Raw genomic sequence first — 26,235 nt, 5'->3', positions numbered from 1 at the left:
GTCCTGTGTAGATGCTAATACTTTTATTGGAGGATCATATTTCCCATGCGTTACGCAAAACAAATCATATTGGTGCTCCTCGCAACCCTCCTGCTGGTTGGTTGTGGTGGGGGTAACACAAGCACTGCCAATACCGCGTCCACACCCGCCGCGCCTGCGGCGACCCCGGCGGTTAAACTCGATCCACAGAAACCAGGAACGCTCAAAATTTCCTTCTGGTATGGTCTGAGTGGTGTAAACGGTGACGTTCTGCGCACACTGATCAACAAATACAATGAGAGCCAGAATAAATACTATATTGATGGCATCTTCCAGTCATCCTATGATGACACCCTCAGCAAGTTCAATGCCTCGTTGAGCGGAAACCAGCTTCCCAATGTCGTGCAGGTCTATGATATCGGCACCCAGCGCATGATCGACACCAAGCAAATTATTCCGGTGCAGGATCTGATCAACCGTGATCATCTGCAGAGCGTCGTTAATGACCTGGAGCCAGCGATCCGCAACTACTACACCATTAACGGAACACTCTACTCCATGCCTTTCAACTCCTCGACGATGGTGATGTACTATGATAAGAACGCTTTCAAAGCAGCAGGTCTGGACCCCAATCAGAAACTCTGGAGCTATGATCAGGTGATCGCGGCTGCGAAGAAGCTAACTCAGAAGGACTCTAGCGGCAAGGTTACTCGTGCAGGCATTAGCTTCTATGACTATAGCTGGTTCTTTGAACAGGCATTGGCCTCAAGCAACCAGTTCCTGGCTACCCCCAACAATGGTCGTTCGGCGCGCGCGACGCAGTACAGCTTCAACAACGATACCGGCGTCAAGTGGCTGGAGTTCGAGAAGCAGTTGATTTCTGACGGTTCAGCAAAATACTTTGGTGCGAGCGGCTCAAGTTCTTCCTCGTCAGCCTTCCTCAAAGGCCAGTCCGCGATGACCTTTGAGTCTGTCGCTTCAATGCGCAACTTCGTCAATACAGCGGCAAAAAACGGTAATAAGCTGGATATCGGCGTTGCTTATATCCCTCGCCCGACCCTCCCTGCCCAGGGTCGCACCGCCATCGGTGGCGCTTCTCTCTGGATCACGAACAAGGGTACAAAAGAACAGCAGGAAGGAGCCTGGGACTTCACCAAGTTCCTGTCTCAGCCAGACACTCAGGCGTACTGGTCCTCCAACACTGGCTACATCCCGACCCGTCTCTCCGCCTATAATCAGCAGACGATGAAGGATACCCTGGCAAAGTATCCCCAGTTCCAGGTAGGCCTTGACCAGATTCGCTCCAGCCAGACTAACTACTACAATGCTGGCGCGGCTACCGGGAACATGCTTACTATGCGTAATAATGTTCAGACCGCAATGGACGCCTACCTCACTGGTCAAACCAGTAGTGCGAAAGCTGCATTGGATAGTGCCGTTCAGAAGTCGAATGACTCACTACAAGAGTACAACGACGCCAACCAATAAATAAAAGTCAGAAAAGTGCATAACGATGGGGCCCATTTTCTGGACCCCATTGGCATTTGACGGGTTCAGGTGGATACTTTTTTAGCAGGGCTGGACCTTTGAGAGAACGATGTTCCAGACCTGCTGGTCAAAGTAGAAGCCCTTAGCAGAGGGCCCATCGCTAGAGGGCGTTGTCTCGTTGACCAGGTGGCTCTGGGCAAGATAGTAGCCTTCATAACCATGCTGTAGCTTGTAGAGCAGATCGCCAGAGCCGACGCTCTCCAACCTTATATCCTGCGTCTGGGTTGTGCCACAGCCCCAGGCATTCAAGAGGGTGATATCAGTGCGCGAAGAAATGCTGTTCATCCAGCCCTCATAGGCGTAGAGGGCATCACTGCGGGCGCCACCGGAGTCGGTTGAGTTAAACTCATGCTCCATGCCCTGCTGGCCCTGGTAGGGGCTGGTGGTGTTATCGGCGATATACGCATTGCCGCCTGCACCCGTGCTGGTCACCGTATCCTGGTAGGTGAAGATAGCCAGCTGGTCAAAGATACCGGCGGGATTGGAGAGTGGAATGTTGTTGTAGGTAAAGGCGGTACGCACGCCCGAACCAGTGCCGCTACAATTGTCGCTGCCACCGCTCATGAAGAGCGTCTGGGCATTGGCCCAGGCAGCCTGGATGTTGGTAAAGCCAGCTGACTGCAACTGCTGATTAAAGCTGGTGTAGTCAAACGAGGTGAAGAAGGTATTGAGTGTACTGGGACCAAAGTAGAGGCTGGCTGCAATCATGATATTGAGGTAGCCCTCGCGATAGTTCGGGTTGTAGGACTTGGTCAGTTACCCCACGCCTCTGTGGCAGGGGCTTGTGTCAGTGCTCCACCTCAACTCACGGAAACGTTGCCGCTCTCGTGCTTTGGCTTCGTTGCACGACACATCAGGGGATACCGACAACATCCCCGTACTCACCCAGTCGTGCCGAGTGAGCAACGTTCGCAACACGATATTGCGCGCACCAATCAGATCCGCATGCAGGGTATACTGACAACTCAGGCACGCAAAGAGCAACCCCTTATTGGGCCGGTTCTTTGGGGACGCATAGCCACACTTAGGACAAGCTTGGCTGGTGTGGTACGCATCCACTTTGATCGCCATGCTTCCTGCAAGCACTGCCTTATAGGCTATATGAGTATGCAGCTCGGCAAAGGCCCACGAGGAGGCATGACGATTGGCTCGTCGCTGCTTCTTACTGGCATGCTTGCCCCGCTTGCGTTTGGTGTTTTCACGAATATGGGTCAGGTCTTCCAGGCCAATAAGGCTCAGCGGGTGCGCATCCACAATGCGCCGACTAATCAGGTGGTTGCGGTCGTGTTTTAACCGTCTCTCTCGTCCGCTGATGGCGAGCAGGCGTCGCGTGGCGGAACGAGTGCCTTTCTTCTGCAACCGCTTTCTCAGCCGGGCATAATGATCCGCTTTGGCACGAATCTGCTTGCCAGGAAAAAACAAGGCTTGCCCCGTGGGAGTGGCCGTCACGGCCAGGTAGCGCTGACCAACGTCAACGCCAACTACTTGGCACTGGATCTCAGGTGTTGGATCAGCCACCTCTAGGTCAAGGGACACCAGCAAGTAGAATTGTTTGTGCGGCTTGTCATACCAGAGCTTGGCTGCTCCGATGGTGACTCCTTGCTGAATGAAGGCCACATGCTTCTCGTAACCGCGATATGAGACGACGATCCGCCCCTCAAGAGTCAAGATGCTGACCTGTTGATTTTTCTTGAAAGAATAATCGCGCTGGTAATTGTAGGTCAGAGTTGGCGAAACGTACTTGGGCGGCTTATCAAGTCCCTTGAAGCGCTTCTTGGTCCAGCCAGCTTTGCGGGCCTGGGCATTGTGCCTGGCTTTGGTCCACAAGCTTTTGTAGGTGGCTCCTACCTGACGGGGAACGTTACAGGCCATCTGGGCAGGCAAGCCAAACAGCAAGCGGATGTCGTCGTAGCAGGCATCTTGTAAGGCGCGCCGATTGCTTTTCTTGCCATGCCCAAAGCTATAGTGACTTACGTAGTTTAAGGCATCACGATAGGCCAGTTGGGTCTCTCGCAAGGCCGCAAACTGAGCAGGATCAGTCAACAATTTGAGCTTGGCGGTGATGGTCTGTTTCATAGGAGGAAATATATCAAACATTTATATGCATGTCAAGCCTGGGATGTAGAAATGTAGAAAAGCAACCATCCGTCAGACCTGCCGCCAGAGGTCGCGCAGGTAGGGCAACGCCTGGGGCAGGGCTACCTCTGGCTCTTCAATCTCGGGATGCCACTTCTTCTCCCATTCCAGCGAGAGGTAGCCATCATAGCCCCCTTGCTTGAGGAGAGTACATATCGCGCGTAGCGGCATATCGCCCTCGTTGAGCAGGCAATATGTCCAGGCTCCCGGCTTGCCATTAAGCAAACGACTATCCTTGAGATGGACATAGGCGATCTCGTCTCCGAGTAGCGCCAGGCTCTGCGCGGGAGTCTCGCCAGCGCGATAGGTGTGATGGGCATCCCATAAAACCTTGACCGTGGGCAGAGCCACGGCCCGGATGAGGTTTAGAACATCTTCGCTCCTGGTCCAGGCATCGTGGGTTTCTAGCAGGACGGTAACGCCGCGCTCGGCTCCATAGGCGCCAAGCGCGTGTAGCACCTGGGCAGTGGGCGCGAGCATTTCGGCGCGCGTCGTACCTGTAGGGAGAGCGCCGCCAAAGACGCGCAGAAAAGGCGCGCCCAGTTCAGCGGCCATATCGAGCATACGCTGACCAGCCTCGATCACCGCCGCACGCTCCTCAGGTGTGCCTTGCGTCACCCGACACGAGCTATCCAGGCAGGCAATCTCGATCCCATAGGCACTGGAGGCCTGGCGCAGGCGACGCCGTACCACGGGCGAGGCATCGGGCTCAAGCGTCTCGCCATCCGCCAGGCGCCATTCAATGGCCTGATAGCCATAGCGTGCAGCCGCCTCTGCCGCCTCTTCAATCGTCCAGCCTGGACAGGCAAGGGAAGAATATGCAAGTTTCATATTTATCTATCTCCTGGCTCGATGGGAATTAGTGTTTCTGGAAGTTGGTCGGCCCTAACCAGCAGCGTAGTCGCTTCTTTAGTCAGCACGGTAATACTGGCGCGCCCATTGGCAAGCTCAATCACGCTGCTTCCACCGGCGATCCCCAGGCAGGCAAGCAACCTTCCAGCACCACTTAGTTCGAAGGAGACGCGGCGGCGATCCTCGATAAGGGGATGCCCATCCGCGTCTACAAGCTGGATGGTGACCTGTTGCCCCTCCTCACCACCAGCCGTCTTTGCTGGCTGAATCTGCCACTGAAAGGCGGCGCCAGGACCCGTTGCGGCCTCGTGATACTCCACGCTAATAGTATGCTCTACGCGCTGTCCATCAGCGGCGAGGCCTACGGCACGCAGCGCGTTTGCTCCCAGGCACAGAGGGACATGCCAGACCAGGCCCGCGGCGGGAAAGGCCGTGCCGTCGCGCCGCCGCTCGCCACAATCCCGACCATTCACAAAGAGCGTGACCTGGGGGCAGTTGGAATAGATGCGCACACGCTGTAACGCGTCGCGCTGGCCTGTACGTATAGCCCAGGTTGGCGCTTCAATAAAGCACATGGGCGTGGTCGCCAGGTAACTCTGGAAGAGATAGTAGAGCGCTTTGGGCCGGCCCGCCCGGTCCAGCAATCCCTTCTGGTTGACATAGGGGATGGGATTCTCGGGCCGCAGCGGCGTGCCAAAATCCTTAAACGCCCACTGCGCGTTGCCGACAAGGCGCGGGGTACGGAGCTGGGCTTGCAGGTGCCACTCCATCAGGTCGAGAATATAGCTCTCGCTCCAGTCGCTATCGCGGCTACCACGCGCTGGACCACCTACACCGGTCGCGATACCTGGCCGCTCGGCGTGGTCGCTCTCCTGATCGATTTCCGCGTTGATATGTTCGCCAGCACTATAGCGGGCGTAATGACTATCGCCACCCCACTCGATATGCAGCAGGCGCGGATAGCGCGCCAGGGCCTCGTTGAGCGCCGCCTCATAGTCTTCATAGCGCCCACGATACCAGCCGGACCAGATCGAGGGCGAATAGACATCCACGATGCTCGCCCCCGGCTCAAAGCGCCGCAGGGCGGTCAGACGCTGAGGATCGCGGGCATGGGCGAAGTCGTGCAGGGTCTGCAAAAAGGCACAGACCTTCTCATCGCTAGAATCTGGATGCTTGCTCTCCCAATCCAGTTCGTTGCCCAGGCCCCACATGACGATGGAGGGGTGGTTATAGTGCTGCTTGATCATCTCCTCAAGCATCGCCTGAGTCTGAGCACGGAAGTGTTCGCCACCAATGCCACCCCGGCACCAGGGCAGCTCATCCCAGACCAGCAGGCCCAATTCGTCACAAGCTTCCAGTACCGCCCGCGCCTGCGGATAGTGTCCCAGGCGCACGAAGTTAAAGCCCGCCTCCTTGATCAATCGTAACTCCTGGCGCGACAGAGCATCAGGGACGGCGCTGGCATAGCCCGCCCAATCCTCATGCCGGTGTGTACCATGCAGCCTGAGCGGCTCCCCGTTCAGGAGAAAGGGACCGCTCTCGGGAAAGTCGAAGAAGCGCAGGCCAATCCGCTCCGTGACTACATCCCAGGCCTCCTCACCATCCAGCAGCGTCACCTCTACGGTATAGAGGACAGGTTGAGCTGGAGACCAGAGCTGCGGCTGTACAATGCGATGAGCAGGCAGTTCAAAGCCTGCTTCCGTAATGCTCCCCTCGATAGTACTGAGCAGCTCGCCCTGGGGCGAGAGGAGCCGGGCGCTTAAGCGCAACGCTCGCGGAGGCGGTGCATCCAGCTCGCCATGGATAGTGAGCATGGCTAACTCCACACTCACCTCCGTCTCACAGCGCAGGCTCGCCAGGCGGCGCAAGCCGGTGGTATAGCACCAGGCGTTGCGCGTCAGACCGCCATAGAGGAAGAAGTCCGACATGTCAGAGGGAATGAGATCGGGATCGGGAAGGTTATCCACGCGTAGCGCCAGCGTCAGTGACTCTCCCGGCATGCTCTCTTGCGGCTGCCTGGGAAGCTCCACCGTAAAAGCCGTATAGCCCCCGGCATGCTCTCCCAGGCACACGCCATCGCACCAGGTACTGGCGCGCTGCGAGGCAGCCTCAAACTCTACCCAGAGACGCTGTCCAGCGGCAGGCGACTCAAACTCGCGCACATACCAGCCCACCGAACGAGTGTAATGGTGCGCTTCCTCTAGCGCCATGGCGTCCAGAGCGTTCCAGCTATGGGGTAGCGTGACCCCGCTCCAGGTCTGCCCCTCAGCTCGCATCACGTCCGAGGGCGGAAGGTCCCCCAGGTGAAAACGCCACGCTTCATTTATACATTTAGCAGCTTGATGGCGCATACGCCTATCTTTCTTTCTAGCAAATACTCTTTAAATTGCTCTCTAAATCACTCTTTCACCGCGCCAGAGAGGCCGCGTACAAAGTATCCCTGGAAGGCCAGGAAGACCAGCAGCACAGGCACAAATGAGATGACGGTACCCGCGGCAAAGCCGGTCCAGTCAAAAGAGTTCTCGCCCTGGAAGGCGAACATTCCCACGGCCAGATTGCGCAGATCCGGCGCGCTCAAGGTATAGATCAGCGGGATATTGAAATCATTCCATGTGGCAATAAAGTTGAAAATTACCACCGTTGCGATCACCGGGCGCGCCAGCGGGAAGACGAGGCGGAAGAGCCGCACAAAGCCCGCGCCATCGACCTTTGCCGCGTCAAACAACTCTTCAGGAATGCCCTTGAAGAAGTTGACGAAGAGCAGCACATAGAGGGCGCCCGTGGCCCCGGAGAAAGCCAGGATGACCCCGGCCTGGGTATTGAGCAGGCCCAGCGACTCCACCACCAGGAATTGTGGCAGGACAATCGAGGCCAGCGGCACAAAGAGCGTGGCGACAATTAGCGCATAGAGCAGGTTACGTCCAGGGAAGCGATAGCGCGCCAGGACATAGCCACAGAGCGCCGATTTGAACAGCTCAATCACCGTAGAGGCAGTAGAGTAGAGCAACGTATTAAAGAAATACTGACCAAAACCAGCCGTCACCCAGGCGCGCTGGAAATTGGAGAAATCCCACTCATTGGGCCACAGACTAATCCCTGAAGTAAACAGACCGCTCTGCGTCTTAAACGCACCCGCGATCGCCCAGAGAAAAGGGTAGACCCAGAAAAAGCCCACCAGCAGTAGCAGGGTAATCGTAATCAGATTGTAGCGGAGGAAGCGGCCTCCACTCCGTTGTGAGAGCGATTTCATGCGCGGCCTCCACCAAGCCGGCGCGTGGTCTGTGTGTTATCACGCCCCAGCCACCACTGAATAATAACAAAGATCGCTGCCAGCAGGATAAACAGGACGGCTGTCGCCGAGGCATAGCCATAGCGGAAAGGCAGGTTCTGGAAAGCCGCCTCGTAGATATAATAGGAGAGTACGTAGCTGCTGGTACCAGGGCCGCCGCTGGTCATGGTCACGACAATGCCAAAGACATGCAGCGAATTAACGAGGCCGAGCAGCGTAATCACAATCGCCATGGGCGCGATCGTGGGCAGCGTAATATGCACAAATTGCTGCCACGCGTTAGCCCGGTCGATCTGTGCGGACTCATAGAGCTCCTCCGGCACATTTTGTAAAGCGGCCATCCAGTAGAGCATATATTGGCCGAAAATCTGCCAGACGGAGATCAGAATAACGGTCCACAAGGCCGTGTTCCCATTTCCCAGCAGGTCGATAGGTTGCTTGATCAGCCCGGTCCCTAGCAGAAAGCTATCCAACGCCCCATTGGAGGGATTAAGCAGGAAGGTAAAGATCTGTCCGGCAAGCGCAACAGGCAGGATGATCGGCACAAAGAAGAGCGTGCGGAAAAAGCGTTTAAACCAGAGCCACTTGCGTGTCAGGATAATGGCAAGAAAGAGCGAAAGTGGGAGCTTAATGGCAGTATTGGCCAGAGCAAAGAGCAGGGTATTCCAGAAAGACTGCCAGAACAAGGGATCATACCAGAGTTCCAGGTAATTGCTCAGGCCGACAAAGTTTTGCGCGGAGAGAGCATCAATGCCATTCCAATCAAAGAACGAGTAGACTACGGTAGCCAGCAGCGGCCAGAGCGTAAAAGCGCCAAAGAACAGGAGAAATGGCAGTAGAAAAAGGAAGATCCAGAAGCCCGTTGTACCCTTGCCACGAACACGCGTCTGAACACGTTTTCCTCCACCTGCCGAGGCGGATGCAGCAAGTGAGCGAGAGGATTCTATAACTTTACCCATTGTGTACCTTCTCTTCAGATCGCGAGTAGGCGATGCTAACAACATCGCAGTGATTTGGTCTTGCCTGCGGCTGCCCTGGCAATCGCCCGAGCAGCCGCAGGCAAAAACCCGTTACAGGCTAATACCCGCCTGTATAATTCTCGTTATAGTTCCAATTGGAGAACGCGAAGCAGGACTGCGAGACTTTCAAGCCCGAGGCCGCCTCCTGCTGCAACGTATCGAGGAAGGTCTTCTGGCGCTGCACCACCAGTTGATCGGCGCCTGGCTTCAGCGGCGTGTTCTTGACAATGGCGTCAACCATGGTCTGCCATTCGCCGTTGGGCTTAGTCCCTGCGGCCTTGGAATAGGCCTGTGACTTCGCCAGGTCGGGGCATTTGAGCAGCGGCTCAGGATAGTTTACACGCAGGCCGCTGGCCGCAATCTGCTCCATGGTCTTCATGGCAGGATCGGTGATCAGCGATTTATTATCCGCGAAGGCCAGGGTGCCAAAGCCATCCTTCAGATAGTTCTTGGCGAAAAAGCCAGTCGGGTCAGTCATCCACTGGAGAAACTGCCAGGCCTGGTTGGCATGCTGCGTCTGACTGCTGACCCAGTAGACATTCTGCGTATTCAAGATCGCCTCGGCACCGCGAGGGCCATTGTCAGGAGAAGGAGGCGCCGCGATGCCATACTGGCTCTCGGAGAAACCAAGCTGCGTTAAGGTGCTGGGCAGCCAGGTACCATCAAAGTACATGGCCACCTGTCCACTAGCTAGCTGCTGGCGCGAGAAGGTCTTGTCGTTCACACCAGGAGCCACCAGCCCCTTCTGGTAGAGACTCTGAATAAAGCTGAAGGCCTGGAGCAACTGTGGATTGTTGAGATCAAAGGTCCCGGTTTTGTAGTCAAAGAACTGGTCGGTCATGATTGAACCAGCGATGGGATACCACATGCGCTGGAAATCGGTCCCCTTGAGCGATACGCCCAGGCAATATTTCCCGGTCTTGGCTTTAATTGCCTGACAGGCGGAGGTAAACTGACTCCAGGTCGTGGGCGGATTGGCGGGGTCGAGGCCGGCCTGCTGAAAGAGCGACTTATTGTAGAACATAAAGCCTGGCCCCCAGATCACGTTGTCGGTGAAGGGAAAGCCATAGACCTGGCCGTTGTGCTTGTTTATCCCTTCCTGGAACATGTCAGAGGACCAGCGGCTCAAAAAACTCTGATCTGGATTACCCGTGGGATCGAGCTGGCGAATCCATTCCTGCTTGAGCAGGAAAGACATGGAGAGCTCGGGAGAAAGCTGCGACTTGTAGAAGAAAATATCTGGAGCCTGGTGGCTCTGGAACGAGAGCGGCAACGATTGCAGGTACTGAGCCTGCGCCGTCGATTGCCACTGAATAGTCACGTCGGGATGCAGTCGATGATACTCGGCAGCAACCGCTTCATGAAACGCTTTCTGTTCAGGAGAGTAATCGGCGATCTTTAAGACAGTAGTTGCTTGAGCATTGCTCCCGCCACAGGCGGTAAGTAGCATACTCAGCAACATCAGGGCAACAAATGCCAGACGGCGCCATTGACGCATATGAAGAACCCTTCCTGTTAAACTGAACCAAACGACGCTGTAAATGGATACTTGTGTATGAGTTACCAAGCACGATTAGCTTATTGAACGAAATAAAACGACATTGCACATGGGCTACGTTGCGTTGGGCAGAGCTATGGCGTTGCCATCAGCGAGAGCCGTTCCCGCGTGACCGCATAGCGCAGTGGTTCTCCCGCAACAAAATGTTGCAATTCCTCCATCATGACCTGGCCCAGGCGGCGACGCTCTGAGCCAAGCGAGCCAGAAATATGTGGCGTCAGCGTAACGTTGGGTAGTGTGTAGAGCGGAGAGTCCGGATGCGGCGGCTCTGGATCGGTCACATCCAGAACCGCGTGCAGGTCACTTCTCTGCTCCAGCACCGCGATCAACTCTTCATGCCGCACCAATCCTCCACGCGACGTATTGATAAACGTGGATCCTTTCCGCATAGAGGAAAGGTGAGTGCCACGTATCAAGCCTGTGGTTTCGGGCAGCAGTGGCGTGTGCAGAGACACGACCTGAGCCTCGCGGAAAAGCTCCTCCAGAGAACAGAGGGAGACATCTAGCTCAGCTGCCTCAGCAGAAGAAACATAGGGATCATACACGAGCACATGCAGATGAAAGGGGCGCAAGAACTCGCGAACCTGTCGTCCAACCATGCCCAGAGAGATAATCCCCACCGTGGCTCCATACACGCCAGGTACCCCATAGCGTGAAGGGAAACGCTGCTGCTGGCGTGCCTGCCCGGCCAGGCGCCACCCATGTTTGAGTGAGAAGAGAATCGCACTAAGTGTGTATTCCGCTACCGGGATAGCATTTACCTCCTGGGCGCTTGTTACAAGGATGCCACGCTGCCACAGGGCATCCGTGACAAAGCCGCGAATGGAGCCCGCGCCATAGAAAACGGCCCGCAGGCAAGGGGCATGCGCCAGAAAGGCTTCGTCTATGAGGGGCGCTCCCCAGCCAGAGAGAAGCACCTCCACCTCGCGCAAGAGCTCGGGATGGGCGAGTATCTCCTCAGCCGTCTGGGGCGGCGCAACCACATCGATCAGTTCGTCAATCGCTTCGCGCACCGCAGGCCCATATATCTCTTCGTATGCGCTAGAATGCAAGATAAATATGCCTTTGAGACGCGGCATAGAGAAGAATCCTTTCGCTGAAATACATCACAGGAGGCAAATTGACAAAAGTAAGTATGAGATACTGTAGAGTAACGGGATAACTTCTCCTTTGATCTAGTGCGCTGCAACTTCGCAACACAAAGCAATCTATGACTTCAAGTATACCGAGGAGCTTTGCACCTTTTCAAGCTATTACGTTGCGAAAACGTTGCGAAACTTTCCGTTTCTGTCCTCAACCCAACCACAATTCATTTCCTCAGCACACATTTCAGGCGGATTTAGCGTAAAATCCAGAAACACTATTGCACATAATTTCACAATAGCGTAAGCTATATACACATACATAAATCTGATTTGGAGTTTCCTCCAACTCTAAGATCTTATTCCGAAACCCAACGTCACTCGCGTGCCTAGCGCTTCGCGCTCAGGTTTTCGGAGAAGTAGTAAAGAGAGGATATATGAAGAACAACGCTTCCCCTCACCTCCTGGCAATGCATCGCGTCTCACAACGGGCTATTGCCAAACACGCGGGTGTCTCCCCCAGTACCGTCTCTCGGGTGCTCAATAACGTGGAAGGCATTAGTGAGGAGCTTCGGGAGCATGTCTTAAAAAGTGCGGCGGAGCTTGGCCACCAGGACATGGCAACGCCCGGCAAGTTGCAGCAACTACATCTTTTTACACCGTCCTACGCTACGATGAAAGCCCCTCACACATTCCACGTCAATATCCTGGACGGTGTCGCGGCAGAGTGCCGTCAGCATGACATCTTACTGAACTATTCCGTCGTTGAGCAGAGCGCAGCCGATAGAGCCAGTATACTTGCCCAGGCCCGAGGACGTCCAGAGGTTGGCATCTTACTGGTGAGTATTGATGATCGTGAGCTCATTGAAGAGCTCCTTAACCTTAAAACACCAGTGGTTCTAATTAATGCCGAGCAACGTGACCTGGCGGTTGATACCTTTCTTCCCAACAATTTCATCGGAGGTCTCCAGGCCACACGCCACCTGCTCCAGCATGGACATAGACGCATCCTACACATGACCGAGCCTGAGAGTAAGCGGAGGAGCACTTTGCAACGCCGCCTGGCTGGCTATCGTGCAGCTCTGGAGGAGGCCCATATTCCCTATGATCCCGCTTTCCTGCTTGAAAGCCAGCTCAAGGTAGATGACGCGCACCACATGATGCAAACCTGGCTCTCCAGGCTGCATCCTCCCTTCAGCGCAGTCTTCTGTGCCAATGACGCGAGCGCGATTGGCGTCATGCGTGCTCTACAAGAGGCCGGGAAGCGTGTGCCTGAAGATATCTCTGTGATCGGTTATGATGATGTTCCCGCCGCCTCACTTCTGATCCCCGCGCTTACCACCCTGCACGCCAACAGCGAGGAAATGGGGAGACTGGCCGTACAACGCATGATCTACCGCGCCCTCAAACCCGAGGCCGCCCCCATCCGCGTCGAAATAACCAGTCAACTCATTATTCGTCAATCAGTCAGCACCTGCTCGCCGGCGGTCCCGCCTCAGCCTGATTAAGACCGCCTCAGTCTATATTTTACTCAGGGGATATAAATGCAGCGTCTCACCCGTTCATTCCTTGCAATAGAACACGTAGGCGCTCATGGGTTTCCAACGTTTTCGGATGCTGTTGTCCCAGAACCTGCTTTTGGATGTCCAGTACACGTTGGTACAAAGATACAGCCTCGACGTTGTTCCCCTGAGTTTCCCTAAGGGTTGCCAGGTCGCGCAACATTTCTGCTGTATCAGGATGATCTAGCCCCAACGTTTGTTCTCGGATATGTAAGGCCCGTTGATACAACAGCTCCGCCTGCTCATACTTCTTCTGCTCACGATAGATGTTGGCTAATCCGTGGAGCGGGTGAGCAATGCCAGCAGAGTTACTGATCGACACACCTTCTACATCTTCTCCAGCGGCAAGTCGCGATATGCTCCCCGCTGCTCTGGCGGCAACAGGGTAGCGATATGCAGCATCATTTCCTGTGTGATACTGCGTAACCCCTCTTTACGCGTCAGTCCTATGGGCAGAACGGGAACAAAGGGCTCACCAAACTGAACAGAGACATGAGGGCGCCACCCACCTCCAGGACGTAGAATACGTCGTGAGCCACTCAACGCCACGGGGAGAACTGTCGCTCCGGTACGCAGGACAAGCATCGCGACCCCCGTGTGGGCCTGAAGCATCTGCTCCTGGCGGGCGACAGTCCCCTCAGGAAAGATGAGCAAGGGTCGTTGCTCCTGTAAGTAGGCAAGCGCCTGTTCCAGAGCCGCGCGATCGCTCTCGCCACGATGTACAGGAATTTGTCCTGTACAACGCACCAGCCAGCCCACAATGGGCCAGGAAAAAATCTCTTTCTTGGCAAAAAACCAGGTACGGCGAGGAAGAAGACCCGCTACCAGGATGGGATCGAACCAGCTGAGATGATTAGAGACGAGCAAAAGGGGACCAGCTACGGACACATGCTCCGAACCACGCACCGAGACACGGCATACCAACAATATCAACAACCGAGCCACTGGACGCAACACAGTGTAAATGATGCTGCCTAGCCGGCCACTTCCATATGTTGCGGCCTTTTTCATACACGTACCCACAGAGCCTTCGGCAAAATGGTGACATTGAAGCTGCTCGCAGACATAGTTTCGCCATCCATCTGCATATGCACAGACCCCTGACTCTCAATCTGTACGGTTCTAGCATGATAGAAGGTTACTTCTGGCAAATCGCTGTGTTCACCTTTCTGGACGATTGGTAATAGGCGCAGGGCACGCAACAAGGGAGTGTAACGAATGGTACAGATATCGAAGCGGCCATCTGTATGATCGGCTTGAGGATTGATGCGAAAGCCAGCACCATAGGTTGGTCCCGTGGTAATCGCCATAAGGATAAAACGCTGTTCCTGCTCGCGCCTCTCTCCATTATCATCCAGACTGAACTTTAGCCAGGGGCAACGGTGGTAGCCGAACAGCAACTGGCGCAGGGTTGAGGTGTAATAGAGAGGCATACCAGCCAGGCGCAAATATTTTTTCAGGCTCCCTGCTGCCACAGCAATATCAGCATCAAGCCCCACACTGAACGAATTGGCGAAATAGTGTTCATTTACCCGGCCAGCATCCACGTTAATCAATCTACCACTAAAAGCGCGCTCGACTGCGGCTTGAGGATCATGAGGCAAGTGGAGGGTATTCCAGGCGAAATCACAGCCTGAACCTGCTGGCACGATGCCCAACGGAACACGCTGGCTCACGCTCAACAGGCCGTTGACAACTTCATTCACCGAGCCATCTCCGCCAACAATAATCACGGGACGCTTCTGCATAGCAGCCTGCCGGGCACGCTCCCGCGCCTCTCCTGGTGCGCTTGTCTCGATATATTCGGCCTTTTCCTGTTCCGCGCGGCTGCGTACAAGTGTACGATAGAGGTCTACTTTGCCATGTCGAGCGGCAGGATTAAGCATGACAAGAGGTTGAGCAGACTCCATAAATATCTCCTTCAGTGGTGGATCTTAGGCAAGATTGTACCATACCCCGAAGACCTCTACAATTCCTGAAATGAACGGTTTCTTATTCCTTTATATACGCCTCATACGCCCCACTTACTTGCTCATGCTGTTCGCGATAATAAAGCAGCGCTTCCGGGCTGGCAAGACTTATTCTTGGCTCATCGGCCAGTTGCACCTCCGAGAGCGTCCCCTTCGGCCACGTCAGCACATACTTATCGCCAAAATACTTTGTGATAAAACTGTTATCGCTGTGCTCAAGCAAGAAAATCTCGACCAGCACTCCCTGGTAAATAAAAGCGCGCTTGTGATGAAAGCGCTTGCCCACAACAGGCTCAAGCTCCCCCTGCTGTGCCATCCACGCGTCCAGTTGCTGGAAATCTGGTGCGACATACAACAAATCGATATCGTGATGCGCTCGTGGAGGACACAACTGCCAAACCTCCTCGGCCCAGCCGCCAAAGAGCCAGGTCCGCAAGCCAGCCTCCTCCAACCGCCACATCAAAGCACACACAAAGGGCAACGTGTTATTCGGTGGATATGTCCGATCATTCATGCTCAACACTCCTCGCTCCAAGGTAAATCTATTATGCACATGATCAATCGCATTCAACAAACGTCGCAATGAGTCTGCTACTGGCGTACGCGGCTACTGCTTGAGCAAGTGTTACCAGTCAGGGAAGCGTTAGCGATCAACTCAGTATTACCAGGTTGGGCAAGTGTTGCTGGTCCTGCAGCACTGTACTACGCGTCTAGAGCCAGTGATATGTAGGCGCGTGCTAAAGCACGCGCCTACATATCACTGCGCGGCGCTCCGTTATTTCACAGGAGTCTGCGAGTTCCTGGCAGGGATAGGTCTGCTGGTTGGCATATGGTTTCCGCTCCTGGCAACACTGGCGGCCTTGCTTTTGATAGCCATCATGTTAGGGGCTCTCTTTTCCCATACTGTACGAGGTAAAGATCCTATATCGGAGTTGCTTCCTGCAGCAGTCTTCCTCATATTGGCACTCATCGTTCTTGGTGCCCACTGGGAAAATCTTGTGACGCTTCTTAGAGCCTAAATGCCTGGCTCAAGGGATAAGGCCATGCTAGCAACGAAGATGGTTGGGATCTGGTTTCAGGAGCGCTTCATTTTGTTCATGTCTTGAAATGCGAGTATACCCAATCTTCATAGAACCTCAACCTTTAGTGTCACTCACTCATCTCAAATAGAGGTATCCCCAGGATAGAAGGTTCCCCCGTTTGGGATGTTTGGTAAAACTGCTGGCAACACAATCCAGCGCGCGGGTCCTTCTTTTGGTGGATGTGGGCAAACGTTTCATGGGATTATACTATCTCTACGCGCCTGGAGCCTATCCAGGCACGACTTCTTCATATCAGGAGTGTACTCATGAAACAGATCTCTCTCGGACAAACCAGCATGGACGTCAGTGCCTTCTGCCTGGGCTGTATGTTCTTTGGCACATTGACTACCCAGGAAATGGCCTATCAACTGGCAGACCGCTATTTTGAGGCTGGAGGACGCTTTTTCGATACCGCGAACAATTACGCCTTCTGGATCGACGGTGCGACTGGCGATGAAGGCGAAACGGTCCTGGGGCGCTGGCTCAAGAGCCGTAAGAACCGTGATCAGATCACTCTGGCAACCAAAGTCGGAGCCCGGCCTACCCAGCCTGGTGGAAGCTTCGAAAGTTGGGAAGGACTTTCTGCTCGCGCCATTGAGCGAGCCGTCGAAGGCAGTTTAACGCGTCTGGGGACTGACTACCTCGATCTCTACTACGCGCACATCGATGATCGGCAGACCCCATTGGAGGAAACGCTCGCCGCCTTTGACCGCCTCGTCACTGCTGGAAAAGTCCGTGCCATTGGCTGTAGCAATATGATGACCTGGCGCATTGAGCAGGCCCGCAACATCAGCCACCTGCATGGCTGGGCCACGTATTGTTGTGTGCAACAGCGCTATAGCTACCTGCAGCCCAGAGCTGGAGCGACCTTTGAACCCCAGATCGCGGCCTCCCAGGAATTGCTGGATTACTGCCAGGAGCATGAGGATTTTTCGCTGCTTGCCTACTCCCCACTCCTCTCTGGTGCATACACTCGCCAGGATGTCGCTTTGATACCACAATACCGCTCAAGTGAAACTGAGGCCCGTCTGAGCGCGCTGGCAACCGTAGCAGCCGAAACCGGTGCCACGCCGAATCAGGTCGTCTTAGCCTGGCTTCTCCAGAGTACGCCCGCTGTCATCCCCCTGATTGCCGCCAGCAACACAACGCAACTGGACGAGAACCTCGGGGCATTGCACGTTCATCTGACAGAAGAACACATGCGCAGGTTGAATAGCCCTGATTTGTAGGCCTGGCACTACGTGAGCAGTTATAAAGCAAATGTGAGCCTTACGCTTGTCGGGCAACAACAGCGTAGCCGCGTACGCCAGTAGCGGGCTACCTGCGCTGTTTAAACTCAACTATGGCATCTGCGGCGGCGTGGTAGCCACCGCCCTCGCGCAGGGCGCGCTGCATGCGCTTGGTGTTAACACGGAAGCTAGAGTCGCTGGCGATGCGATTCACTGTTTGCTTGAGGACATCAGCATGCAGTTCGCCTGTGTCCAGCGAGAGGCCCAGGCCCAGCTCCTCGACGCGACGCGCGGTGATCGCCTCCTCCGAGGTCTGAGGTACCACGATAAGTGGCACACCGTAATACAACGACTCCATGATGCTACCCAGCTCGCCATGCGTAATAAAGATATCGGTATACTGCAAGACCTCCAACTGCGGCACAAAGGGGAAGACCATAAAGTTGCCGGGAATCTCTTTCAACTGTGCGCGGTTGATGCGCTGGCCAATGGCCTGCACGACCTGCCATGCGCTCCCACCAAAAGCCTCAAAACAGGTGTTGAAAAAGTCAACGCGGTTATTAAAGACCGTTCCCAGGGAAATATAGAGCGCAGGCTGGCTATTGATGCGCTCCAGGGGAAACTCCGAGGTTGTGAGCCGCGAGACAATGGAGGGTCCGACAAAGCGAAAGCGCTCATCGAAGGTCTCGCCCGCAGGCTGGAAGGCCTTGGGAATAGAAATAACGTTCAGCGCTTCCGCTCGGGCATACAACTCCTGTAAAGGGAACGCATTCACGCCATAGACGCGACAGAGCGCCTCAAAATCCTTGTTCGCCTGCTCGAAGGGGTGGGGATGAATCGCTTCCGCGGCCCCCTCCCACAGTTCGCTCGCAAATTGAAAATGCTCGTTGAAGACATAGCCAGGCCGGAACTGGATCGCTGGCACGCCCAGCATTTGAGCCAGCACATAGCCCCAGAGGCTGGCCGGATCATAAATCACGCAGTCCGGCTTCTCCATACGTACGACATCGCGCAGTTGCGAGAGGACGTAGCGGCTCTCCTCCACCAGGCGCGCGGGCGTGCTTGAGGAATAGGGGCCCCTCGGCGCGCTCGGTGAACTGAAACCAAACATCGTCGATCGATAGGGCTGTAGGCGCGCGCCAGTAGCCTCCACCGCGCGCCGGAAATCCTCGGTTAAGCAATACACCACCTGCTCTCCCCGCACAACTAGCTCCTGCACCACCGCCAGCGTGGGATTGACCTGTCCATAGCGTGGCACGTTACAAAAAAGAAACTTAGCCATATATGCTTGCTCACCCTTTTCAAATCTTTTGTTTATTGCACGCAGGCACCCGGCGCACCTGTTTCAATGAGGCTAGGAAGAGACCTTTCGGCTGTTGGGACGATAGGGATGAGTATCGATGCCCCACGAGATAATATGCGTGGGCGTGATACGAATAAACTCGGCATCCACATTCTCATTCTGCAAAATTTCCCGTCCCCCCTGCTGAATGGCCTCGGATCGGCCTCGGATCTCAACACCACGTGGTTGCCCGGGTGGCAGAACATCATCGATTACAAAGGCTGCCCGCCCGTGACGGCCCGCGTCGCGGAACTTCTTGCTCTTACCCATATTATAGCCACCGACGTCGATGGTATCTAGCTCGCTGTTATAGCGAAAACCCACTGGCACCACATGCGGATTGCCCCTGGTATCCACCGTCGCCAGCCGCCCCAGCTTCTGCTCCTGCATATATGCAATCTCAGTTTCAGTAAAATGGCTCAAAGCTTGCGCCTCCTTATTTTATATCAAGGATTTTCGTGCGTGCTCAATCATAACTTCAGTGTAAGACACAATAGCAACACAAAGCAACTCTTTCCCAGCCGCCTGGCTTCTTTATGAATATTACGCCTATAGACCGGGTATCTATGCTACAAGCATAGATATCTTCTTCTCCATACGGCCAGTATTTGCTATGCTTTGCATAGAGACATAGAAATGAAAGAGGAGTTAACATATGAAGATTGCGGCCCTCTATGATATTCATGGAAACCTGCCCGCTCTAGAAGCGGTGCTCAATGAGCTTGAGGAGATAGAGCCTGACCTGGTGGTACTGGGCGGCGATATTGTTTCGGGTCCCTTCCCGCGTCAGACGCTGGAACGCCTGCAACAGCTCGATCTGCACATGCGCGCCATTCGTGGTAATGGAGAACGCGAGGCCGTCCTGGCCTTCGACGGCCTTCCCCTGCCCTCACATATGTCAGAAGAGGGCCAGGCGGCAACTCACTGGGTTGGGCGACAACTGGAGCAGATTCAGCGCGATTACCTGGCCAGCCTACCCGAGAGCCTGACCCTCCCTCTCGAAGAACAGGGCGAAATTTTCTTCTGCCATGCCACGCCCCACAACGACGAGGATATCTTCACTCCCCTGACACCCCAGGAGCGCCTCGACACGCTCTTCGCCAATACCGCTCACCCCATCGTCATTTGCGGCCATACCCACATACAATTCGAGCGCCAGACAGGCAACACGCGCATCATTAATGCAGGTAGTGTGGGCATGCCCTATGCAGAACGTCCAGGCGCATACTGGCTGCTTCTCACCCCCGAAGGCCACGAGTTCCGCCGGACGGAATACGATCTGGAGGCCGCCGCCCAACAAGTACGCGAGAGCGGCTATCCCCAGGCCCAGGACTTTGCCAACGAGAACATTCTCAAAATACCCACAGCCACCGAGGCCGCCGAATTCTTTGAGCAACTGGCTACAAGCCGCTAGAGTTCCTGACCGACGCTGCTAAAGCACGCGTCTACATATAATGGCGTGATATACTCGTACCATTATATGTAGACGCGTGCTTTAGCAGCGTCGTGCCACACGCAGCTTAGCGATCCTGCTCGATTGGACGGATCAGGATCTCATTGACGTTGACGCGCTCTGGCTGGACCACGGCGTAGACGATGGCATTGGCAATGTCTTCGCTCTCCAACGGGGTGATGCCTTGCAACCATTCGGCCTGCTTTTTCTTAGCCTCTTCATCGGTGATATGCTCGGTCAACTCGGTCGCAACCGCGCCAGGCTCGATGACGGAGACGCGAATATGGTCTTTATAGACCTCCTGTCGCAACGCCTCTGAGAGCGCCACAACGCCCCACTTGGTGACATTGTAGACGCCGCTCCCCGCACGCGCCGTACGACCAGCCACCGAAGAGATATTGATAATATGTCCGCTCTTTTGCTCCTTCATGATTGGTAGCACACTATGCGTCGTGTAGAGCAAACCCATAATATTGACATCCACCATGCGCCGCCAGTCCTCGGTATTCGCACCATCGATCAAGCCCAGCAGCATCAGGCCAGCGTTATTGACCAGGATATCGATGCGCCCCAGCTTCCCCTTCACATGGTTGACCACGTTCTGCACCTGTTTCTCGTCGGCCACATCCGCCACCACAGGCACCGCTGTACCATCCTGTTCATGAATGCGCTTGACCAGCTCCTGCAAACGGTCGGCCCGACGCGCCACTACCGCCACCTGCGCCCCCTCAGCCGCCAGGGCCAGCGCCGTCGCCTCTCCAATTCCAGACGACGCGCCCGTAATCAACGCAACCTTACCCTCTAAGCGCTTTGCCATCTCTCTTGTCCCCCTTCGCTAACATTAATTCAGGCAGAAAATATGGTTGCGCCGTAGTACGCAACCACGCATCCTTCAGCTATATCACGTATCATTCTTGGCAAAGGGAAACCGCCCACCCTGGCTCCCTTCCACAAAGAAACAGATATGAAAGCTTCATGGATTTTACATACGGCAGACATGACCTGTTAATGATATACTGAAGATGCTTTTGTTGCACGGCAATCTTAAACTTCAGATATAGATTAATACATGAAATACAAACTAAGCTTCTATTTGTGATAAGAAGCGCTAAAATAATGGAGATAACACTATGAGCCTCATAAGCGACGCCTTTATTGCGACTAAAACTGAGCTAGAAGAGACACAATTCATGAGTCAGGGCAATCCAGGCCAGTTCTTTCCAACCATGCAGGGCAAGAATATCGACCCTCTCATGCTGGCTCAGTTGGAACTCATCGTGACGAATCTGGAAAAGAATAGCCTACCAGCTATCTTGTCCAGCCTTGATGAGCGTATGCTCGGCGAGGCCGAATCCACCGAGCAATGGATCTACCAGTTCCCCGATCCCCTGGTTAACAGATTAGCTACGCTACAAGACACTGAGATCAGCCGCTATGGCGCGCAGTGGGGAGCGACCAAGGAATGGCAAAGCAAGAAAGGCCTGCCCCCTACCGAGGCGGCCACGCAATTTCTCCAGCAGCTCTGCCAGCTCGCCATCCGCGCCCAGACCGAGGCAAAAAACATGTACATGTGGATCAGCCTCTGATATGCGCATTGACGTTACATACATACACTCAACCACATCCAGTCCGCTTATTGATTTCACCACTGCTTACGACACTGGACGTATTATGCTATCTCCAAATAAGTTCTTGTGTTATGATAAAGCTAATCAATATACAAGAAAGCGAACTACAAAAGACTTATGCTAACCTATGATACTCTGCTCTTCGATCTCGATGGCACACTAACTGATCCCAAGCCAGGCATTACGAAGTCCGTGCAGTACGCCCTGGCACGCTTTGACATAGATGTTCCTGATCTTGATATACTCGCCCCCTTTATTGGCCCACCCCTGGCCGAGTCTTTCCACAATTACTATGGCTTTACACCTGAACAGGCCCAACAGGCCATTGCTTACTACCGCGAGTATTTCGCTGAAACTGGACTATACGAAAACTCAGTCTACCCCGGCATTCCTGCTCTGCTCGCCGATCTGCGTGCTAGCCATAAGCGCCTGCTGGTCGCGACCTCCAAGCCTACAATTTTCGCCGAGCGCATTCTGGCCCATTTCGATCTAGCACACTATTTTGAGCTTATCGCAGGCAGCGAACTGGATGGCACACGCATTGCCAAGGCCGAGGTCATTGCTTACGCTCTAGCATCGCTTCCAGCTCCAACTTATCAGAATGCGATCATGATTGGTGACCGCAAACACGACATCATCGGCGCCCAGCAGAATGGCCTCGCCTCTATCGCGGTCGCCTATGGTTATGGCTCCTACGAGGAACTCCAGGACCAGCAGCCCACGCACCTGGTAGATAGTGTAGCGGGTCTCGCGACCTTACTTGAACACGAAACAACAATAAGCGCTTCCATTTAGTTGCTGTTCCAGCCTTAGCAGTCCAGTACTTGCCAGGTTCTACGATTGTAGAACCTGGCAAGTACTGGACTATTTCGCCTTAAAACCGCTACACACCGAAAATTATCCCTCTTTTCCGCTTGCGCCTCTGGACAGAAGATGTTATAGTATTTAACATTCTCTTAACAATCCATTAACATTCCCTTAATATTAAATTGTTTGATTTTCACGCCCAAACTGCCGGTTGCCGGGTTATACACAAAGTCGGAATCTCTCGATTGAGAGCTACCAGCGAGAAAGGAAACCCACTAGCAGAAGAGGTAGAGGCATTTCCCGACAAGGATGAGAGGAGGCCCCTTTATGCAGTTGCCAACATCGCCCACCACGGTGGTGAGTTTTCTAATTGCAGGCGTCCTGCTGCTCCTCTATGGAGTACAGCAAATTTCTGATATCTTTCAGAAGACAATGAGCGCCCGTTTGCGTAGTGCCCTGGCGACGCTGTCACGTCGCCCCTGGATGGCGCTACTGCTCGGACTGATCACCACTGCGATTACACAGAGTTCTAGCGCCACATCCAGCCTGCTTGTTGGTCTCGTCAATACACAATTTATTACCCTGACGACGGCTTTTTTTATGTTGCTGGGAGCCAACATTGGCTCTACCCTGGTTGTCCAGTTGCTAGCCTTACATATTACTGATCACGCCCTGGAAATCCTGGGACTGGGCACCGCCATAGCATTCTTCACCCGCCGTTCCGGGCTACGCCCATTTGGGAAGGCTTTTTTTGCCTTTGGCTTAATCACGGTTGGATTGGCGGCACTCGAAGCTGGGAGCCGTCCCGTCGCGGCCAGTCCTCTTACGGCAGATGTACTACAAGCTATGGTCAACGCTCCTATTGTTCTGGCTCTTATTGGCGCCATCCTCTCAATCGCCTTTACCTCAAGCGCAGCCTCTATCGGCCTGGTCATCGTTCTGGCGGGCAATGGAGCGCTACCGCCTATCGCAGCCCTGGCAATCATGCTGGGTACAAACGTTGGCAATACCTTTACAGCACTTTTATCTGCCCTGGGTGGCTCATCCCGCGTCGGGCGTCGCCTGGCCTACCTGCATACCGGAACCAAACTCATAGGTGTGACCGTGGCGTTCCTCCTGCTTCAGCCGCTGGCTCAGTTACTCTCCCATCTGGGGAATGGTGGGACGCAGGTCGCTATCGCGCATATGGGGCTGAATATCGCCCTGGCACTGGTCTTCGCTCCCCTGGCAACACCACTGGTACGCCTGGTAACGGCCCTGGTACCCGATCAGGAGAGTCAGAGCGTAGATGGACCACGCCATCTTGATCCAGAAGCCCTGGCAACACCGGCTGTTGCCCTCGGCCAGGCTATGCGCGAGATTGTGCGCATGACTGACCTGGTCACAGTTATGCTTAAACGTGGTATTCTGGCCTTTGATGAAGAAAGTGATAACGTTCCCAGGCATATCGACCAGCTTGATGACCAGCTCGATGATCTAGAAGAAGCTGTGAAAAGCTACCTGACCCGGCTTGATGAAGAACAGATGACAGAGCAACAGTCGCGGCGTGAGCTAGCTCTACTATACATTGTAACAGATCTAGAGGCGATTGGCGATATTATTGATAAACAGATCGTCCGGCTCGCACAACGCAAGCAGCGCGAACAGGTCGTCTTCTCAGAGGAGGGTTGGCAGGATCTTATTACCTATTATCAGGAAGTGCAGCTCGCGGTACAGCAGGTGCTGGCAGCGCTGGCGTCGCAAGATCCAACCCTTGCCACGGAATGCCTCACTCGCAAAGCAATTCTCGCCCAAACCAAGCGCACACTCCACCTGCGTCATGTACGCCGCCTGCAACAGAGGGTCGCGCCCAGCCTCTCTTCAAGCGCCATTCACCTCGACCTGCTCAACGCCATGAGCCGCGTTCTATCCCACGCCTTTAATATCGCGGCCATCGTTCAAGGCGAGATGTAGAGCATTCCAGACCCTCACTTTTATTTCGCACCACATAGCCGGAGAATGCTTATGCACTCGCCGGCTTTCCCATCTTGAATAGAGCACAGTATAGATATATGCCATAATACAGTGTGAGTTCGGTGAAGATAGAGCATTAGCGTGCTCCGACAAACCACTATTGCAGAATGCGATGGTGCATCTCTTCAGGGAGGGCGAGATGAAATTAACTCAGCATCCCGAGTATCAGCGGGTCTATATAGCCAATGGAGAAGCTTTTCGTCTCTGTGAACAGGCCATCACTCAGTGGCGAGCGCACAACGACACAATCTCAGTGCCAGCATATGGGCTTACCTGGACCTATGAGTCAGCGCGGGAGTTTGTGCGCGACCTCTCCACTCTATTTCAAGAGTATAACCATATCCTCTGGAACGGCTTCAACTACTGCCGTCAGTGCGGTGGGCAATGCTGCGTGGCGGATGCCTCGAACGTCCAGCCTTTTGATCTACTTGCGATAACGCTCCTCGACCAGTCTGCACCTGTGCTTGCAGAAAACATTAGTGCCAGCGAGCGCCAGTGCATCTATCTCGTCAACCGGCGATGTTCCTGGCCCGCTGAGTGGCGAACTATCAAATGCTGGTCCTTTTACTGCCTGGGTACTGGTCCCTGGCGGCCTGACACCTCGATCAGTGAACTACGCGGCGAGATTACACGTGAACTCCAACAACTCGTCCGCACGCGCCTCCCTTTGCCTCTTCAGCGTTACGAAAATATTCAGGGATTTGCGCTGGCAGACTCCCTGGACGATCCTGTCGCCTTCTCTGAGGCCATCCACAACGCCCTCTTTGAGATTTTTGTTGATCCTCTCAACGAAGTATATCCCATTATTGATCTCCAATTGGGAAATAACAGTAGTAACACTCCTCCTGAACCGAGAGACACACTCACAACAAGCCTGTTACTAGATGACCAGGTTGCCACCTTCATCGCACAGGCGGTCGAGGAGGCCAGCGAGACACCTCCGGTGGTGCCAACAGAGCTTGCCATCTCAGTTGAGCAACTCTTGCAAGACCTGGAGGCCCTGCAATGGATCATCGAGGGCCATCCCTCCCATGAATCCAAACTGCTCCATGAGCTGTACCTCCACTACGCCAACGCACCAGCTCCCGCGCATGGCGATCCCCCCAGCATCTGGTATCGCATGTGTGACTATTTAAGCAAGATGTAATTAAGCACGGCAAACAATTGAACATCTTCAATGCGCAGGATAGCGTTACCATCCCTTGTCCTCAGCAGCACAGGCAGAGCGAAGGACAGTAGCGCGTAGCCCCCCACCAGGAGCCGCGTACGCCAGTGGTGGGCTGAGAAAAAGGGCCTCTTGCGACGCCCGCGGCTGTGTGATAAACGGAATTAGGTCTACTTTGTCCGCTTTACCAGGCGAATGAGCTTGTTAGTACCATTCTGGGTCTCCAGGCAGAAGAGGTGCTGGAACCTCACCTGGCGAAATCAACGTGCTTACCGTATTGCTCCGGGCATCCAGCAGCACCAGGGCATGGCTCTTGCCCTGTAAAAGTGCGCGCGATAGCGTAGCGCCCATCGAGCGGCCAGCTCAGGTGTCGTACGAGAAACGAGAGATCGAAGCTGGAACTTTTTGCGCATAAGAGGATAAATTGGTCTACTGACAACCAATATTGCCCAAAAATAATTCCTGAATGGCATATACATGGAGGCAAGATATCAGTGTGCAAACTCATGCCGAAACGTTTG

The 26,235-nt window shown here is 54.5% G+C and carries 25 protein-coding genes; 10 read left to right on the top strand and 15 right to left on the bottom strand.

Annotated elements, in window-relative coordinates; translation table 11 throughout:
• Positions 1 to 45 precede the first annotated feature (45 nt).
• Positions 46 to 1,467 (top strand): ABC transporter substrate-binding protein, encoded by a 1,422-nt coding sequence (locus JMJ16_RS07395; protein ID WP_201379802.1) that lies wholly within the window; start codon positions 46 to 48, stop codon positions 1,465 to 1,467.
• Positions 1,468 to 1,548: 81 nt separating this feature from the next.
• On the opposite strand, the gene JMJ16_RS07390 is transcribed toward JMJ16_RS07395, so the two are convergent.
• The 8 genes from JMJ16_RS07390 to JMJ16_RS07355 form a co-directional block, all read right to left on the bottom strand.
• Entirely contained in the window at positions 1,549 to 2,235 is a 687-nt protein-coding gene (locus tag JMJ16_RS07390; protein WP_201379800.1) for a hypothetical protein, read from the bottom strand.
• 48 nt (positions 2,236 to 2,283) lie between these two features.
• Positions 2,284 to 3,603, bottom strand: coding sequence for an RNA-guided endonuclease TnpB family protein (locus tag JMJ16_RS07385; RefSeq protein WP_201379798.1), 1,320 nt, complete (start codon positions 3,601 to 3,603; stop codon positions 2,284 to 2,286).
• 72 nt (positions 3,604 to 3,675) lie between these two features.
• Positions 3,676 to 4,494, bottom strand: coding sequence for a sugar phosphate isomerase/epimerase (locus tag JMJ16_RS07380; RefSeq protein ID WP_201379796.1), 819 nt, complete (start codon positions 4,492 to 4,494; stop codon positions 3,676 to 3,678).
• A gap of 2 nt (positions 4,495 to 4,496) precedes the next feature.
• On the bottom strand, positions 4,497 to 6,866 hold the full coding sequence (locus JMJ16_RS07375; protein ID WP_201379794.1) for a glycoside hydrolase family 2 TIM barrel-domain containing protein: 2,370 nt from the start codon (positions 6,864 to 6,866) through the stop codon (positions 4,497 to 4,499).
• Between the two features lie 47 nt (positions 6,867 to 6,913).
• The gene (locus JMJ16_RS07370; protein WP_201379792.1) at positions 6,914 to 7,765 is read right to left on the bottom strand and encodes a carbohydrate ABC transporter permease; all 852 of its coding nucleotides are present in this window, start codon (positions 7,763 to 7,765) and stop codon (positions 6,914 to 6,916) included.
• Positions 7,762 to 8,763 carry a carbohydrate ABC transporter permease gene (locus tag JMJ16_RS07365; protein ID WP_201379790.1) on the bottom strand — a complete coding sequence of 334 codons (1,002 nt, stop codon included), beginning with the start codon at positions 8,761 to 8,763 and terminating at the stop codon, positions 7,762 to 7,764. Before JMJ16_RS07365 ends, JMJ16_RS07370 begins: the two co-directional genes overlap by 4 nt.
• 118 nt (positions 8,764 to 8,881) lie before the next feature.
• Positions 8,882 to 10,321 (bottom strand): ABC transporter substrate-binding protein, encoded by a 1,440-nt coding sequence (locus tag JMJ16_RS07360; RefSeq protein ID WP_201379787.1) that lies wholly within the window; start codon positions 10,319 to 10,321, stop codon positions 8,882 to 8,884.
• A gap of 134 nt (positions 10,322 to 10,455) precedes the next feature.
• Positions 10,456 to 11,460, bottom strand: coding sequence for a hydroxyacid dehydrogenase (locus JMJ16_RS07355; protein WP_201379779.1), 1,005 nt, complete (start codon positions 11,458 to 11,460; stop codon positions 10,456 to 10,458).
• Between the two features lie 440 nt (positions 11,461 to 11,900).
• Between JMJ16_RS07355 and JMJ16_RS07350 the strand changes: the two genes are divergently transcribed.
• A complete protein-coding gene (locus JMJ16_RS07350; RefSeq protein ID WP_201379777.1) occupies positions 11,901 to 12,971 on the top strand; it encodes a LacI family DNA-binding transcriptional regulator in 1,071 nt (356 codons plus the stop codon).
• A gap of 46 nt (positions 12,972 to 13,017) precedes the next feature.
• Here the strand turns inward: JMJ16_RS07350 and JMJ16_RS07345 are convergent, their stop codons facing one another.
• The 4 genes from JMJ16_RS07345 to JMJ16_RS07330 form a co-directional block, all read right to left on the bottom strand.
• Complete coding sequence (locus tag JMJ16_RS07345; RefSeq protein ID WP_201379775.1) at positions 13,018 to 13,347, bottom strand: tetratricopeptide repeat protein; 330 nt, start codon at positions 13,345 to 13,347, stop codon at positions 13,018 to 13,020.
• Between the two features lie 5 nt (positions 13,348 to 13,352).
• Complete coding sequence (locus JMJ16_RS07340) at positions 13,353 to 14,036, bottom strand: 1-acyl-sn-glycerol-3-phosphate acyltransferase (RefSeq protein WP_201379773.1); 684 nt, start codon at positions 14,034 to 14,036, stop codon at positions 13,353 to 13,355.
• The gene (locus JMJ16_RS07335; protein ID WP_201379771.1) at positions 14,033 to 14,935 is read right to left on the bottom strand and encodes a diacylglycerol kinase family protein; all 903 of its coding nucleotides are present in this window, start codon (positions 14,933 to 14,935) and stop codon (positions 14,033 to 14,035) included. The genes JMJ16_RS07340 and JMJ16_RS07335 overlap by 4 nt, the downstream gene beginning before the upstream one ends.
• Positions 14,936 to 15,017: 82 nt before the next feature.
• Positions 15,018 to 15,509 carry a nucleotidyltransferase domain-containing protein gene (locus JMJ16_RS07330; protein WP_201379769.1) on the bottom strand — a complete coding sequence of 164 codons (492 nt, stop codon included), beginning with the start codon at positions 15,507 to 15,509 and terminating at the stop codon, positions 15,018 to 15,020.
• Positions 15,510 to 15,672: 163 nt separating this feature from the next.
• On the opposite strand from JMJ16_RS07330, the gene JMJ16_RS56765 reads away from it, so the two are divergent.
• Positions 15,673 to 16,014: a DoxX family protein gene (locus tag JMJ16_RS56765; RefSeq protein ID WP_374228934.1), complete on the top strand. Its 342-nt coding sequence runs from the start codon at positions 15,673 to 15,675 to the stop codon at positions 16,012 to 16,014.
• A gap of 329 nt (positions 16,015 to 16,343) precedes the next feature.
• Positions 16,344 to 17,306 carry an aldo/keto reductase gene (locus tag JMJ16_RS07320; protein ID WP_201379765.1) on the top strand — a complete coding sequence of 321 codons (963 nt, stop codon included), beginning with the start codon at positions 16,344 to 16,346 and terminating at the stop codon, positions 17,304 to 17,306.
• A gap of 88 nt (positions 17,307 to 17,394) precedes the next feature.
• Here the strand turns inward: JMJ16_RS07320 and JMJ16_RS07315 are convergent, their stop codons facing one another.
• A complete protein-coding gene (locus JMJ16_RS07315; RefSeq protein WP_201379763.1) occupies positions 17,395 to 18,588 on the bottom strand; it encodes a macrolide family glycosyltransferase in 1,194 nt (397 codons plus the stop codon).
• 72 nt (positions 18,589 to 18,660) lie between these two features.
• Positions 18,661 to 19,071: a PPOX class F420-dependent oxidoreductase gene (locus tag JMJ16_RS07310; RefSeq protein WP_201379761.1), complete on the bottom strand. Its 411-nt coding sequence runs from the start codon at positions 19,069 to 19,071 to the stop codon at positions 18,661 to 18,663.
• A 232-nt stretch (positions 19,072 to 19,303) separates the two neighbouring features.
• Between JMJ16_RS07310 and JMJ16_RS07305 the strand changes: the two genes are divergently transcribed.
• On the top strand, positions 19,304 to 20,062 hold the full coding sequence (locus tag JMJ16_RS07305) for a metallophosphoesterase (RefSeq protein ID WP_201379753.1): 759 nt from the start codon (positions 19,304 to 19,306) through the stop codon (positions 20,060 to 20,062).
• Between the two features lie 106 nt (positions 20,063 to 20,168).
• Here JMJ16_RS07305 and JMJ16_RS07300 read toward each other — a convergent pair whose 3' ends face one another.
• Positions 20,169 to 20,918 (bottom strand): SDR family NAD(P)-dependent oxidoreductase, encoded by a 750-nt coding sequence (locus tag JMJ16_RS07300; protein WP_201379751.1) that lies wholly within the window; start codon positions 20,916 to 20,918, stop codon positions 20,169 to 20,171.
• Positions 20,919 to 21,231: 313 nt separating this feature from the next.
• Here JMJ16_RS07300 and JMJ16_RS07295 point away from each other — a divergent pair, with 313 nt between their 5' ends.
• The 5 genes from JMJ16_RS07295 to JMJ16_RS55905 all read left to right on the top strand — a co-directional run bounded on the left by JMJ16_RS07295 (position 21,232) and on the right by JMJ16_RS55905 (position 26,038).
• A complete protein-coding gene (locus JMJ16_RS07295) occupies positions 21,232 to 21,687 on the top strand; it encodes a hypothetical protein (protein ID WP_201379742.1) in 456 nt (151 codons plus the stop codon).
• A gap of 159 nt (positions 21,688 to 21,846) precedes the next feature.
• Complete coding sequence (locus tag JMJ16_RS07290; RefSeq protein WP_201379740.1) at positions 21,847 to 22,524, top strand: HAD family hydrolase; 678 nt, start codon at positions 21,847 to 21,849, stop codon at positions 22,522 to 22,524.
• 339 nt (positions 22,525 to 22,863) lie between these two features.
• A complete protein-coding gene (locus JMJ16_RS07285) occupies positions 22,864 to 24,489 on the top strand; it encodes a Na/Pi cotransporter family protein (protein ID WP_201379738.1) in 1,626 nt (541 codons plus the stop codon).
• 199 nt (positions 24,490 to 24,688) lie between these two features.
• Positions 24,689 to 25,696, top strand: a complete 1,008-nt coding sequence (locus tag JMJ16_RS07280) for a hypothetical protein (protein WP_201379736.1) — start codon at positions 24,689 to 24,691, stop codon at positions 25,694 to 25,696.
• 219 nt (positions 25,697 to 25,915) lie between these two features.
• Positions 25,916 to 26,038, top strand: a complete 123-nt coding sequence (locus JMJ16_RS55905; protein ID WP_255553169.1) for a hypothetical protein — start codon at positions 25,916 to 25,918, stop codon at positions 26,036 to 26,038.
• Positions 26,039 to 26,235 lie beyond the last annotated feature (197 nt).

This window comes from Ktedonobacter sp. SOSP1-52 (assembly GCF_016587395.1).
This window is presented reverse-complemented; position numbering and strand designations above follow the sequence as displayed.